The 13,573-nt window shown below is 66.5% G+C and carries 12 protein-coding genes and 1 riboswitch; of the genes, 5 read left to right on the forward strand and 7 right to left on the reverse strand.

Features of this window, described 5'->3' with window-relative positions; translation table 11 throughout:
* Window positions 1–8: 8 nt before the first annotated feature.
* The gene (locus WDN01_11000; protein ID MEJ0026544.1) at window positions 9–695 is read left to right on the forward strand and encodes a hypothetical protein; all 687 of its coding nucleotides are present in this window, start codon (window positions 9–11) and stop codon (window positions 693–695) included.
* Window positions 696–789: 94 nt separating this feature from the next.
* Window positions 790–1,635 carry a S1/P1 nuclease gene (locus WDN01_11005; GenBank protein MEJ0026545.1) on the forward strand — a complete coding sequence of 282 codons (846 nt, stop codon included), beginning with the start codon at window positions 790–792 and terminating at the stop codon, window positions 1,633–1,635.
* 17 nt (window positions 1,636–1,652) lie between these two features.
* Here WDN01_11005 and WDN01_11010 read toward each other — a convergent pair.
* Window positions 1,653–2,593 (reverse strand): IS630 family transposase gene (locus WDN01_11010; GenBank protein ID MEJ0026546.1). Its coding sequence is split into 2 segments (ribosomal slippage): window positions 1,653–2,254 and window positions 2,254–2,593, totalling 942 coding nucleotides; the frame shifts between segments, so codons are not numbered across the junction.
* A 162-nt stretch (window positions 2,594–2,755) separates the two neighbouring features.
* Between WDN01_11010 and WDN01_11015 the strand changes: the two genes are divergently transcribed.
* Window positions 2,756–3,004 (forward strand): hypothetical protein, encoded by a 249-nt coding sequence (locus WDN01_11015; GenBank protein MEJ0026547.1) that lies wholly within the window; start codon window positions 2,756–2,758, stop codon window positions 3,002–3,004.
* 116 nt (window positions 3,005–3,120) lie between these two features.
* Here the strand turns inward: WDN01_11015 and WDN01_11020 are convergent, their stop codons facing one another.
* Window positions 3,121–4,656, reverse strand: a complete 1,536-nt coding sequence (locus WDN01_11020) for an MFS transporter (protein MEJ0026548.1) — start codon at window positions 4,654–4,656, stop codon at window positions 3,121–3,123.
* Window positions 4,640–5,134, reverse strand: a complete 495-nt coding sequence (locus tag WDN01_11025; protein ID MEJ0026549.1) for an SH3 domain-containing protein — start codon at window positions 5,132–5,134, stop codon at window positions 4,640–4,642. The genes WDN01_11020 and WDN01_11025 overlap by 17 nt, the downstream gene beginning before the upstream one ends.
* A 60-nt stretch (window positions 5,135–5,194) precedes the next feature.
* A riboswitch (cobalamin riboswitch) is annotated at window positions 5,195–5,384 on the forward strand.
* 138 nt (window positions 5,385–5,522) lie between these two features.
* Between WDN01_11025 and WDN01_11030 the strand changes: the two genes are divergently transcribed.
* Both WDN01_11030 and WDN01_11035 read left to right on the forward strand, forming a co-directional pair.
* The gene (locus WDN01_11030) at window positions 5,523–7,469 is read left to right on the forward strand and encodes a TonB-dependent receptor (protein ID MEJ0026550.1); all 1,947 of its coding nucleotides are present in this window, start codon (window positions 5,523–5,525) and stop codon (window positions 7,467–7,469) included.
* Between the two features lie 52 nt (window positions 7,470–7,521).
* Window positions 7,522–10,809 carry a carboxyl transferase domain-containing protein gene (locus tag WDN01_11035; protein MEJ0026551.1) on the forward strand — a complete coding sequence of 1,096 codons (3,288 nt, stop codon included), beginning with the start codon at window positions 7,522–7,524 and terminating at the stop codon, window positions 10,807–10,809.
* Here WDN01_11035 and WDN01_11040 read toward each other — a convergent pair whose 3' ends face one another.
* From WDN01_11040 to WDN01_11055, 4 genes are all read right to left on the reverse strand, one after another.
* The gene (locus WDN01_11040; GenBank protein ID MEJ0026552.1) at window positions 10,810–11,649 is read right to left on the reverse strand and encodes a protein-glutamate O-methyltransferase CheR; all 840 of its coding nucleotides are present in this window, start codon (window positions 11,647–11,649) and stop codon (window positions 10,810–10,812) included. It lies immediately after the preceding gene.
* 6 nt (window positions 11,650–11,655) lie between these two features.
* Window positions 11,656–12,021 carry a response regulator gene (locus WDN01_11045; protein ID MEJ0026553.1) on the reverse strand — a complete coding sequence of 122 codons (366 nt, stop codon included), beginning with the start codon at window positions 12,019–12,021 and terminating at the stop codon, window positions 11,656–11,658.
* Window positions 12,022–12,118: 97 nt separating this feature from the next.
* Window positions 12,119–12,733 (reverse strand): histidine phosphotransferase family protein, encoded by a 615-nt coding sequence (locus tag WDN01_11050; GenBank protein MEJ0026554.1) that lies wholly within the window; start codon window positions 12,731–12,733, stop codon window positions 12,119–12,121.
* A gap of 104 nt (window positions 12,734–12,837) precedes the next feature.
* A complete protein-coding gene (locus WDN01_11055; protein ID MEJ0026555.1) occupies window positions 12,838–13,467 on the reverse strand; it encodes an ABC transporter substrate-binding protein in 630 nt (209 codons plus the stop codon).
* Between the last annotated feature and the right edge of the window lie 106 nt (window positions 13,468–13,573).

A 13,573-nucleotide genomic window follows, 5' to 3' on the forward strand; every position in this document is an offset into this window, starting at 1 on the left:
GTGCTCCGATGAACGTCATCACCCTTGCACGCTCCACGCTCCTGGGCGCACTCGGCCTGGTCCTTGCGGCGATCGCCGCGCCCGCCCAGGCGGGCGTCGCGACCTCGGGCGCGGTGCTGCTCGATCCCTTCGATCCGGTGCCGGAGATCCAGTTCCACCATTTCGGCGGCTATGGCTGCACGTACGGCTGCGGCTATGGCTGCGACTATGGCTGCGGCGCGGGCTATCGCGGCTGCGGCGAGGTCTGCGGCCGCGGCTGTTACGACGGCTGTCGCCGTCACTATTACCGCCGCCATCGCGATTGCGACGACGGATGCCGGCGCTATGTCCGCGACGATTGCGACCGCGACTGCGGCCGTCGCGACGACTGCCGCGACGATTGCAGGCGTTATGTGCGCGACGACTGCGACCACGATTGCGACCGCCATGACGAGCACGACGGACATGACGGCCCGGTCGCGCCGCCCTGCACGAGCGATCATTGCTACAACGCGGAGCATTATGAGCGCCGCTGGCGCGACGGCGACCATGTCGGCCAGGAATGGCTCGATCGCGGCACGCGCGAGCGCACCATGCGGGACTCCGACTATGGCTGGTACGGCCGCGGCGATCCGGTCTGGCACGACGACGGCCCGCCCCCGTCGCCGCCGTCCGACCATGATCATGATCATGACCACGATCACGACCATCATTAACGGCGCAAACACCTCTCGGGAGGTGTAATCGATCCTTCATTTGCCCCTGGCGGGGCCGGCCACTAGGTTGCCGGCCTCGCGAAAGGGACCGCGCATGCGTTTTCGTCTTCCATTGTTGGCGCTGCTTGTCTGGACGGCATCGTTCGAACTCGCGCTCGCCTGGGGCCAGGAAGGCCATTCCGTCGTCGCCGAGATCGCCCAGCGCCGGCTGAGCCCCGCCGCGGCGGCGGCCGTGGAGGCCATTCTCGGCAAGGGTCATTCGCTCGCCTCGGTATCGAGTTGGGCCGACGACCAGCGCACCGCCCATCCCGACACCTACAACTGGCATTTCGTCGACATCCCGCTCGCCGACCAGACCTACGATCCGGCGACCGAGTGCAAGCCCGATCCCAAGGGCGATTGTTCCATCGCCGCGCTCGAACGCCTCAAGCAGCAGCTCCGCTGCGGCGACGCGGCCGCGCGGCTCGACGCGCTGCGTTTCGCGGTCCACATCGTCGGCGACATCCACCAGCCGCTGCACACGGTGGCCGAAGCGCGCGGCGGCAACGACATTCCCGTCAAGGTCACCTTCAAGGGCGCGGTCTGCTCCAAGAACTGCGACCTCGACACGAATTTCCACGCCGTGTGGGATTCGACCCTCATCCAGCGCACCGTGTGGAACTGGGGCTCTTATGTCGACCGGCTCGAAGCCGGCTGGCTGGCCACGCCCGAGGCCGCCGATCCCGCCGCCGTCGCCGGCACCCCGACCGACTGGGTGCTGCAGACCCACGCCGCGGCGCAGATCGTGTGGAACGACAAGCCGGCGAACGACGTGCTCGACGAAGCCTACTACCGGCAGGTGTCGCCCATCCTCGAAAAACAGCTCGGCCTCGGCGGCCTGCGCCTCGCGGCATGGCTGAACGACGCCTTCGCGTCGACGGAGTGCACGCCCGCCAGCTAGAGCGTGATGAAGTTAGGTTACTCATACCCCGAGTTCTCGAAGTAGTTTTTGCATTCTGTCGGCGTGACGGTGTCGAGGACGTGGCCGATGGCGTTGCAGACGGCATCTTGAGAACGGCGCGCGGCCTTTCGCAACCAGTGCTTGAGCTTTGAGAAGAACTGCTCGATGGGGTTCAGATCGGGGGAGTATTTGGGCAGGAAGAAGAGCTTTGCGCCTGCCGCTCGGATGGCGGCGCGTACGGCTTTGCTTCGGTGTGATCCGAGATTGTCCATGACGACGATATCGCCGGGCTTGAGAGTGGGGACGAGCACCTTCTCGACATAAAGCAGGAAGCGCACGCCGTTGATCGGCCCGTCGATGAGCCAGGGCGCATCGAGGCGATCCTGGCGCAAGGCGGCGAGGAAGGTCATGGTCTTCCAGCGCTTGTGCGGAACCTTGGCGCGCAGCCTTTCGCCGACCGGCGCCCAGCCCCGCAACGGCGCCATATTGGTCTTGGTCCAAGTCTCGTCGATGAACACCAGACGGGAGGGATCGACCCAGCCGCGGTACTTCGCCCACTGGGTACGCCGGCGCGCCACGTCCGGGCGATCCTGCTCGGCGGCGATCAGCGTCTTTTTTTGTGACTGAGCTTCTCGGCGTGGACGAACGCCCACACCGAGCGATAGTCCACCTTCAGGCCGCGCTCGCCCAGTTCCGCCACCAGCCCGCGCAGCGTGAAGTCGCCAGACCGGCAGCGCTGTACAAGCCAGTCCCGCCAAGCACCGGAAAGCGTCTTTGGCTTGTGGCCGCCCATCTGACCGGGAGCGAAGCTGCCCGTGGCATCAACCCGCTTCAGCCAGGCGATCACGGCACTGTAGCTGACGCCAAAGCGCGCCGCGGCCTGGCGCCGCGAAAGTCCCTCGCGCTCAACCGCCGCAACAACCCGTTCGCGAAGATCCATCGAATAAGGCTTGCCCATCCATGCCGGCCTCCTTCCCAGCCAGCATCTTGAATCAGACTCGCGACCCCGTGGGAATCCCAAATCCGACTCAGCCTGATGTCATCCCGCTCTAGCCTCTTCCGCCAATCCTACCACTGTCATGGCCCGCGAATGCGGGCCACCCAGTTGGAGCAGTGCTCGATGACGGACGAGTCGGCTGTTCTCAACCTGAAGCACGGACGCGAAGTGTCGCCTGGATGGCCCGCATCGCGGGCCATGACAATCGCTTTTGATGCAGCCGCCAATGCAGAACGCTTTCGAGAGATATTTTTCCCGCAACAAAATATCGTTCGCCGCACCGCACCGAAAAAACTTATCCACGCAGCAAATCCGAATTCCCCGCGTCCTCCGCGGCTCCGCGTGAATCCTTCGTCGGACAACCGCCTCTAAACGCGCCGCGAGAAAAATTTTCCGCGGGCCCTTGAACCGAGTCGGTCCACGCACCAAATCCCTCATATCCCCACAATTGCGAATAGAGGAATTCAAGCGGGTGCGCCGCGCGCGTCTCAGATCGCTTCCGCGCGTTCCTCACGCACGAAGCAGAGCCACACCAGCCCGCCGATCAGGAAGAGCGTGATCGCGACCATGCCGCCGCGCTGGCTCGCGGTCCAGGCGGTCATGAACGTCACCGAGACATTGGCGAGAAAGGTCGTCGACGTGCCCGACAGCGACATCAGTCCGAAGAACTCCGTCATCTTCTCCGGCGGCGCCAGCCGCGTCATCATCGTGCGCGCATTCGCGTAGCCGGCGGTGATGAACATCGCGACGCCGTTGACCGTCATCAGATAGATCACTTCCGGCCAGGTGTTGAAGAACGGCAGTCCGTTGATCCGCGCCGCGTGAAGATCGTAGGGAATGACCCAGAAGATCCGGTCGGGCGCCATCGTCAGGCCCAGGATGAAGAAGAACAGCGTGCCGCCGACGCTCACGAACAAGGCCCGCTTGGATCCGAAGCGGTTGTCGAGCCAGCCGCCGAAGAAGCCGCCCACGACCGCGAACACGCTGAGCTCCAGCCCGTATACGATCATCGTCAGCGCGCCCCAATGGAACGTGCCCGCCGCATAGATGCCGCCGAAGGTGAGGACCGCCGTCATGCCGTCGTTGAACAGCATCCGCGCTCCCAGATAGTGGCCGACATTGCGGTAGTGGCGGAGACTTTTGACCGTCCGCCACACCGAGCGCGCGCCGCTCTTCACGGCCTGGCCGACGCCGAGGCCGACGCTCGGCCGGTCGGGCGTGAACAGGAACAGGGGAATGCAGAACAAAAGCAGCCAGCCGCCCGAGATCGGCCCCGCGAGCCGCTCGGGCTCGTGCGCCGCCTGGTTCACGCCGAACAGCGTATGCGCCGGCACGAAGCTCCAGTCGACGAGGCCGGGCAGCGCGAAGAAGATCATCATGAAGCAGAGCATCAGGATGCCGGCGAGATTGCCCAGCGCGAGTCCGAGGCCCGACAAGGGGCCCACGCGTTCATGCGGCGCGATGGTCGGCAGCATGGCGCTGTGGAACACGGTGGAGAATTCATAGCCGAAATTGGCGACCGCGATCAGCACGCCGGTGAGCAGGATGCCGTTCCACGACGCGTGCGGCTCGGCGCTCCACATCGCGAACATCGCGCCCGCCATCAGGATCGTATAGAAAGCGATCCACGGCTTGCGCCGTCCGCCGACATCGGCGACCGCGCCCAGGAACGGCGCCGCGATCGCGACCGCGAAGCCGCCATAGGACGAGAACGCCGCCCACAATTCCTGGCCCTTCACCGCGTCGCCGACGACCTGCGTGGTGAAATAGGGCGCGAAGAGATAGATCGTGACGAGGAGCACATAGGGGATGCGGGCCCATTCGAACACCGCCCAGGCGATCTGGCCCAGCCGGCTCGCGATCGGCCCGCCGGTGGCGGATGTGCCGGCCGGCCGGTGCAGCCAGGCGGCGAGGCCGGTCGCGGCGATCGCCGCCGAAGATGCGGGATCGCCGGACTCACCCGCGGTCGCCGCTTCATCGTCCACCATACGCGACGCGGATTGCGCGTCATTGGAAGACTTCACTCGACTCCACTCCCCAGATGTTGCGCTTGTCGACCCAGCCTTCCGTTCCGGAGGCTTGCACTTCGCAGGCGGCAAGCTCGCATGCCTTGAGCCATGCGACAACGCCGGGCGCCGCATAGGCGACAATCTTGCTCTTCGGATCGCTGTCGGCGCGAAGCGCTGACTTTGTAAATCCAACGAACAGCACGCTGCGCCGGTCGCTCAATTGCGTGCGATGCATCCAGCCGACGGAACCGTCGACGTCCTTGACGCGGCGCCATGCATCGAAGCTCGCCAGGATCTTCACCGGATAGTCCTTGCGCTTGTAGATCCACAGGATGCGATGCGCATAGGACGGGCCCTGCCGCAGGAAGGCCTGGTCGCGGCGGATGCTGGCGAAATGCGGCTGCACCGCGATCGCCTCCGGCGCCGCGGCGGCCGACACGCACAACGCGCAGAGCAGCGCCAGGGCGGGAAGAAGGAACCGCGAATCGAACATCCCGCGCATCATACGAAGCGCGTCCGGCTTTTCGAGGGCGGATCGGCGCGCATTGACGCGGCGCAGCAAACCGACCTAGGTTCCCGGCACGCGCTTGGTTTTGGGAACGCGGTTCAATACCGCGGCTGCCCCCGCAACTGTAACCGGCGAGCGGACCGTCCAACGGCCACTGGGATTTCGATCCCGGGAAGGCGGACGGGAAGCGTTCGAGCCGGGAGCCAGGAGACCTGCCTCGCGCCGTCGTCCTGTTTCCGCACGGGGTGTTGGCGGGGACTGCGGGGGAAACCGCCGTGGCGACAGTTGGAGTCGCGCGGGGTCCCGTCTTATGGGGAATTGTATTTTCACGTCGGTACGCCGAGCGCGGCTCCTGAACCCTCAGGAGAACGCCATGACCAGATCCATTCTGCTTTCCACCGCGGCCTTTGCCGCATTGTGCCTTCCCGCATCCGTCAGGGCCGAAACCGCCATGACCTCGACCGAAACCGTTGTCGTCAGTGCAACCCGCACCGCGCAGCCGCTGGACGTCACCGGTGCGTCGGTCACCGTGATCGACGCCCAGGACCTTCAGGCGCAGCAGACCGTGGTGCTGACCGACATTCTCAGGCAGGTGCCGTCGCTCGTGGTGACCCGCACCGGCGGCGTCGGCCAGACCACGACCGTCTCGCTGCGCGGCGCCGAGCAGGGCCAGACCGTGGGACTGATCGACGGCATCCGCATCAACGACCCCTCCGACGTCTCGGAAGGCGCGATCTTCGGCGACGTGCTGGCCAACAACATCAACCGGGTCGAGGTCCTGCGCGGGCCGCAATCGACGCTCTATGGCAGCGATGCCATCGGCGGCGTGGTCGACATCATCACCAATCGCGGCGGCGACACGCCCATCGCGCTCAATGCGACGGCGGAAGGCGGCTCCTTCGGCACCTTTCACGTCAATGCCGCGGCGAACGGCACGACGGGCGATCTCGAATACGGCGCCGCGCTCAATCTCTTCACCGAAACCGGCACGCCGGCGGCCGATGTGCGCAACGGCAACCCGGAAAACGACGGCTACACCAATTTCGGCGCCAGCCTGAACACCCGCTACCACATCAGCGACACGGTCAGCGCCGATCTGCGCGGCTACTACACCCATGGCCATGCCGATTTCGACGACAATTTCGGCGGCCCGCCGCTGTTCGCCGTCGCCGATTCCGGCGCCAACAACACCAATGAGCTGAAGGCCGGCTATCTCGGCATCAACGCCGACTTTTTCGGCGGCATGTTCCACAACCGTCTGGCCGTGATCGCCACCGCCGGAGCGCGTCAGTTCTTCGACAGCGCCTTCGACACGATCCATCTGAACTCCGACGATTTCGGCAATGCCGTGCGTGTCGAATACCAGGGCATCGTCGACATCGACCCCGAGGATCAGGTCACCTTCGGCATCGAAAGCCAGCGCAGCTCGTTCCGCGGCGACAGTTTCTCGTCCTTTTCGCCGCCGTCGGTCACCACCGGTTCCGACACCATCACCGGCTATTACCTGCAGGGCCAGACCACGCTGTTCGAACAGCTCACCCTCACCGGCGGCGTCCGGCTGGACGACGACGACGCATTCGGCACGCACACGTCCTACAAGTTCAACGCGGCGTGGCAGATTCCATGGCTGGACGCGACGCTGCGCGGCAATGTCGGCAACGGCTTCAAGGCGCCGAGCCTGTTCCAGCTCTTCTCGGCCAATTCCAACCCCGTCGACACGCTCAAGCCCGAGACCGCGACCGGCTGGGAAGTCGGCTTCGACAAGGCGTTCTGGGACGGCCGCGCCAAGGGCTCGCTGACCTATTTCGAGCGCGACACCCACAACCAGATCGACTTCCAGAACTGCTTCTCGCCGACCGACGCGCCGGGCTGTCCGTTCCGCCTTGCCGCTTTCGGCTACTATATCAACCTCGACAAGACGCGCGCCCGCGGCGTCGAAGCCGCGTTCGAGGTCAAGCCGACCGACGATCTCGACATCAGCTTGAACTACACCAACATGTCCGCGATCAACACCGTCACCCGGCTCGCCCTGGCGCGCCGGCCGCAGGACCTCGCGAGCGCCGTGGTCACCTGGCTGCCTTTCGCGGGAACCAGCCTCGGCGCCTCCGTCACCTATGAAGGGCCGCGCTTCAACGACACCGGCAACTTCACCCGGCTGACCTCGAGCACGCTGGTCAACCTGTTCGGTTCCTACGACCTGACCGAGCGGTGGCAGCTCTTCGGCCGCGTCGACAACCTCTTCAACGATCGCACCGAGCAGGTTTCCGGCTATGGCGTGCCGGGCATCGGCGCCTTCGGCGGCGTCCGGGTCACTTTGTAAGCCTCGGACGGCCATGGCAGTGTTCGGGGATCGCCATCCCCGGACACCGCCCATGAGCTTCGACAGCATACTGATCGCCAATCGCGGCGAGATCGCCGTGCGCATTGCGCGCGCGGCGGGCGATCTGGGGCTGCGCAGCGTCGCGATCTATTCCGACGACGATGCGACGTCGGCACATGTGAAGGCTGCGGATGCGGCGCAGGCGCTGGGCGCCAGCGGACCCGCCGCCTATCTCGACATCGCCCGCGTCATCGCCACCGCCAAGGCCGCCAAATGCCAGGCGATCCATCCCGGCTACGGCTTCCTGAGCGAGAACGCCGAATTCGCCGCCGATTGCGAGAAGGTGGGGCTGGTCTTCATCGGCCCCTCGCCGCATGTGCTGTCGATCTTCGGCGACAAGGCGCGCGCCCGCGCCCTGGCCGAGCGCTTCGGCGTGCCGGTCCTTCCGGGCACGCCGGGGCCGGCGACGCTGGAACAGGTCCGCGAATTCCTCCGCGCGACGCGCGGCCCGATCGTCATCAAGGCCATCGCCGGCGGCGGCGGCCGCGGCATGCGCATCGTGGCGCGCGACGCCGAACTCGAAACCGCCTATCTGCGCTGCCGGTCCGAGGCCCGTGCCTCCTTCGGCAACGACGCGGTCTATGCCGAGGCCCTGATGCCCGATGCGCGCCATATCGAAGTCCAGGTCGCCGGTGACGGACGCTCGGCGAGCCATGTCTGGGAGCGCGATTGCACCTTGCAGCGCCGCCACCAGAAGATCGTGGAGATCGCGCCCGCGCCGCGGCTCGATCCGCAGCTTCGCCGCCAGCTCTGCGACGCCGCGGTCTGGCTTGCGGACGACGTGAACCTGAAAGGCCTCGCCACCTTCGAGTTCCTGATCGACCCGCATCCGGCGCGCCACGCCTCCGCCTTCGCCTTCATCGAGGCCAATCCGCGCCTGCAGGTCGAGCACACCGTTACGGAGGAAGTCACCGGCATCGATCTCGTCGGCGTGCAGATCGAGCTCGCGCGCGGCCGCACCCTGCGCGACATCGGCCTCACCCAGGACGTCGTGCCGGCGCCGCGCGGCTTCGCCGTGCAGCTGCGCATCAACATGGAGAAGATCGAGAGCGACGGCACGATCAAGCCCTCGGGCGGAACGCTCAGCGCCTTCGCTCCGCCGTCCGGCCCCGGCGTGCGCGTCGACACGTTCGGCTATGAGGGTTACGCGACCAATCCGGCCTTCGACCCGCTGCTCGCCAAGCTGATCGTGCACGGCCCCGACTACGCCACGGCGATGACCCGCGCGTCGCGCGCGCTGAACGAATTCGTCATCGGCGGCGTCGCCACCAATCTGGCCTTCCTGCACGAATTGATCGGGCGCGCCGATGTTCTCAAGGGGCGCGCCCATACGCGCTATGTCGAAGAGCACACCGCCGATCTCGTCGCCGCGGCGGCGGATTGGCACCCGCAACACGCCGGAGCGGTCGCCGCGCCGCAAACCGCAGACGCTGCGCCGACGACCGTCGTCGCGCCGGCCGGCACGGTCGCGGTGACCGCGCCCATGCAGGGCAAGATCGTCTCCGTCGACGTGAAACCGGGCGATGCCGTGCGCCGGGGTGCATCCGTCGCCGTGCTGGAAGCGATGAAGATGGAGCACCTTGTCGCCGCCCCCGTGTCGGGCCGCATACATTCCCTGGCGCGGGCGCCGGGCACGGTGGTGTTCGAGGGCGATCCTCTGCTCTTCCTGGCGCCGCAGGAGGTCGCGGGCACCGAAGAAACGCGGGCGGTCGAAGCAGATCCGGATTTCATCCGGCCGGACCTGGCCGAATCCAATGCGCGCCACGCCTTCGGCTACGACGCCAGCCGCCCCGAGGCCGTGGCCCGGCGGCGCGGAACCAACCAGCGCACGGTGCGCGAAAATATCGCACAGCTCTGCGATCCCGGCAGTTTCATCGAATACGGCGCGCTCGCCTTTGCGGCCCAGCGCCGCCGCCGCGAGCTCGACGACCTGATCGCGAACACGCCCGGCGACGGGATCGTCACCGGGCTGGGCACCGTCAACGCGAAGCACTTCGGCGAGGCCAAGGCGCGCTGCGCCGTCATGGCCTATGACTACACCGTGCTCGCCGGTACCCAGGGCGCGATGAACCATCGCAAGAAGGACCGCCTGCTGACGGTCGCCGAGGAGTGGAAACTGCCTGTCGTCTGCTTCACCGAAGGCGGCGGCGGCCGGCCGGGCGATACGGATTTCCCCAGCGTCGCCGGCCTCGACACGCCGACCTTCCGCCAATACGCCAGGCTCTCCGGCCTGGTGCCGCGCATCGGCGTCAATTCGGGCCGCTGCTTCGCGGGCAATGCCGCACTGCTCGGCTGCTCCGACGTCGTCATCGCGACCGCGAATTCGAATATCGGCATGGGCGGCCCGGCGATGATCGAAGGCGGCGGGCTCGGCGTCTTCAGGCCCAGGGATGTCGGGCCGATGTCGGTTCAGGTGCCCAATGGCGTGGTCGACGTCGCGGTCGCGGACGAGATCGAGGCAATAGACGTGGCCAAGAAATATCTCGCCTATTTCCAGGGTCCGGTCGCGGCCTGGGACTGCGCCAACCAGAAGGAACTGCGCCATCTCATTCCGGAGAACCGGCTGCGCATCTATGAGAGCCGCAAGGTCATCGAGACGCTGGCCGACACGGGCTCGGTGCTCGAATTGCGCCGGGACTTCGCGCCGGGCCTGATCACCGCCCTGGTACGGATCGAGGGCGCGCCGTTCGGCCTCATCGCCAACAATCCGATGTTCATCGCCGGCGCGATCGACGCGCCTTGCGCCGACAAGGCAGCGCGCTTCCTGCAGCTCTGCGACGCCTTCGGCCTTCCCATCCTGTCGCTCTGCGACACGCCGGGTTTCATGGTAGGCCCGGACGCGGAAAAAACAGCGCTGGTGCGCCGCGTCAGCCGCATGTTCGTGGTCGGCGGCGCGCTCAGCGTGCCGATCTTCACGATCGTCCTGCGCAAGGGTTACGGCCTCGGCGCCCAGGCGATGGCGGGCGGCAGCTTCCACGCGCCGTTCTTCATCGTCTCCTGGCCGACCGGCGAATTCGGCGGCATGGGCCTGGAAGGCGCCGCCCGGCTCGGCTATCGCCGGGAGCTCGAAGCCGAACCGACGCCGGAGGCCCGCGAGGCGCTGCTCAAGAAGCTCGCGGCGCAGTCCTACGCCCGCGGCAAGGCCATCAACATGGCGGCCTATCTGGAGATCGACGACGTCATCGATCCGGCCGACACGCGCCGCTGGATCATGCGCGGCTACCGCTCGCTGCCGCCCTGGGACGCAAGCAAGCGGCGGACTTTTATCGATACCTGGTGATCAGCCCGTCGCGGCGAACCGCTGCGCCGCGGCCTTGCCTTTGACGAAGATGCCCGGCGCGTGGTCGACCGGCACGAAGACGCTCGACAGCCCGCGCACCGATTCGGCATGGCCCAGCACCAGCGCGCCGTCCGGCACCAGGACGTCGGCGATCTTGTCGAGCACGTCGATCTTGGTCTTGCGCTCGAAATAGATCAGCACGTTGCGGCAGAACACGATGTCGAGGTCGTCTAGCCAGCCATAGGAATCGAGCAGGTTGAAGGCACGGAACGTCACCATGCGGCGCAGGTTCTCGTGGATGCGCCAGCTCCCGCCCTCCTGGGCGAAATGCGAGACGAGGCGGCGGATCGCAAGCCCGCGCTGGACCTCGAAATGGGTGTAGAGGCCCTCCTCGGCGCGCGCGATCATCTCGGTGCTGAGGTCGGTGGCGATCAGGTCGATGTTCCAGCCTTTCGACACCAGCTTGGCGTCATCGAGCAGCATGGCGATGGAATAGGGTTCCTGGCCCGCGGCGCAGGCGGCGCACCAGATGCGCAGGCGCTTTGTCTGGGCGCGGTCCTCGATGAGGCGCGGCAGGATGAGGTCGCGGAAATGCTCGAACGCGGCCTTGTCGCGGAAAAAGGAGGATTCGTTGGTCGTCATTGCCTCGGTGACGGCGCGCGCCAGCGTATCGCGCCCGTGGCGGAGTTCCGCCATCAGGCCGTCGATCGAGCGGAAGCCGAAGCGGCGCATCACGGGGCTGAGCTGGCCCGCGACGAAGCGCGTCTTGGTCGGCGGCAGGATGAGACCCGACCGCCGGCGTACGATCCGCGAGAGAAAATCCAGGTCGTCTTCCGTCATCTTGCGTTACATCAAGCCCACTTCGGCGAGCTTGGCCTCGATGATGCCCCGGTCGAAAGGCTTCATGATGTATTCGTTGGCGCCGGCGCCCAGCGCCTCGGTGATGTGGGCCACGTCGTTCTCGGTGGTGCAGAACACGACGATGGGGCGGGCGCCGTCGCGCTCGCGGCGCAGCGTCTTGAGGAATTCGATGCCGTTCATGTTCGGCATGTTCCAGTCGAGCAGGATGAGTTCGGGCATCCGGGCGCGGCAGGCGACCAGCGCGGAGAGGCCGTCATCGGCCTCTCCGGTCTCGAACTGCAGATCCTGCAGGATGCGGCAGGCCACCTTGCGGATCACGCGGCTGTCGTCGACGACGAGGCAACTTCTCATGGCTCGGTTGTCCAAAAAGCGGCCGCAAGGACGCAGCGGCCCACACTCGATTCCGGACAGAGCCTAGGACGAACGTGTGAATGAGGGGTTTAGAGGGTTAACCCGCGACCAGTTCGACGGCGCCCTCGCGCGCGGTCAGCGTCAGCCCGGCGTTCAGATCGCGCGACAGCTTGTGGGCGAGATAAGGCTGGATGCCGCGGGCGTCGAGATGGGTTTCCTCGCCGCGCACCGCGTTCGCGACGTCGTCCAGCACGCGGGCATAGGGGCTGGTCGCGACGATCTTGAAGGCGGGCGCGGCCGGATCCGCACCGACCATGACGGAAAGCTGGCCGCCGCGCGGCAGGCAATCCGCGCCCAGAAGCGCCGCGTTCATCAGGAGTTTCGCCCAGTTCTTGGGCCAGTTCACATGACCGCCCTGCCAGTTGAGCTGGACCTTGCCGCCCTCCAGCAGGCCGGCGACCAGCCGCCCGATCTCGCCGACGTCGAGTTCCGCGCCGGCGGAACCCGCCGCGCCGAAGGCAATGCGCATGAATTGGAGCCGGGCCAGCGCCTGCAGGGCGCTCGACGTGACGATTTTCAGCGCGTCGGCGCGCATTGCCGCGTCGCGCTCGTCCTCCATCACTTCGAGGCCGTTGACGACCGCGCCGAGGGGGCCGACCAGGTCGTGGCAGACCCGGCTGACCAGGAATGCGGCAAATTCGATGTCATCCATGGCCGGGCGGTCTCCGCTGGGGACGAATGGTTTGCGAACGGTAACCATGCGGACCGCCTCTTAAGGAATGCTTAAGGGTGGCGCAACCGCAATCGCCGGAAGGCTCAGTTGCCCGAAGCAATGTTCGCGCGGAGCTGGTCCATATAGGCGGACAGCGCCGGAACGCCCCCGCCGTTGCGGCCGAGGAAGGCCACGAATTCGTCGTGCTCCGCCGGCGCCAGCCAGATGCCGGCGACGCTGAAATCCACGATGACCGGCTTGCCGATATCGGACCGCACGCGGAAATCGACCTCCAGCGGCCTGCCCGACTGTTCCTTGGGATCGACCAGCAGCGTCGTGACGATATCGTCGGCCGGCCCGTTCACGCGCGACCCGGTGACCTTGAGCGTCTGGCCGGAATAGCGCTGGAAATAGGACTGGTAGACCGTGACCGCGTAGCGCTGGAAGGCGGCGGCGAAGGCGTCGCGATCGGCCGGGGTCGCTTTGACGGCATAGTCGCCCAGGGTGAAGACGGCGACACGCTTGAGATCGGTGATGCCGAGCAGGAAGTCCTCGAACGCCGCGCGCCGCTGGTCCTGGGTCAGATGGACGTCGTTGAGAATCTCAAGGCCCTTGTGGATGTTGTTTGCGACAAGGTCTTCGGCGGGGGTCGCTGCGGCGGCGGGCGAGACGATGGCGAATGCGAGAACGGCGAGCGCCGCGGTCACAACGCGACGGATGGCTGCAAGGCGCATGGGGTTCCCTTCTGTCGAGCTTGTCCGCTCTCGCCCTTGCGGAATGGGCCGCGCCGTGACGCCGCATCGCGGCGCCGATAGGCTATGACACGGTTCTATCGCCGGA

This window comes from Rhizomicrobium sp. (assembly GCA_037200985.1).
In the GTDB taxonomy this organism is placed as follows: Bacteria; Pseudomonadota; Alphaproteobacteria; order Micropepsales; family Micropepsaceae; genus Rhizomicrobium.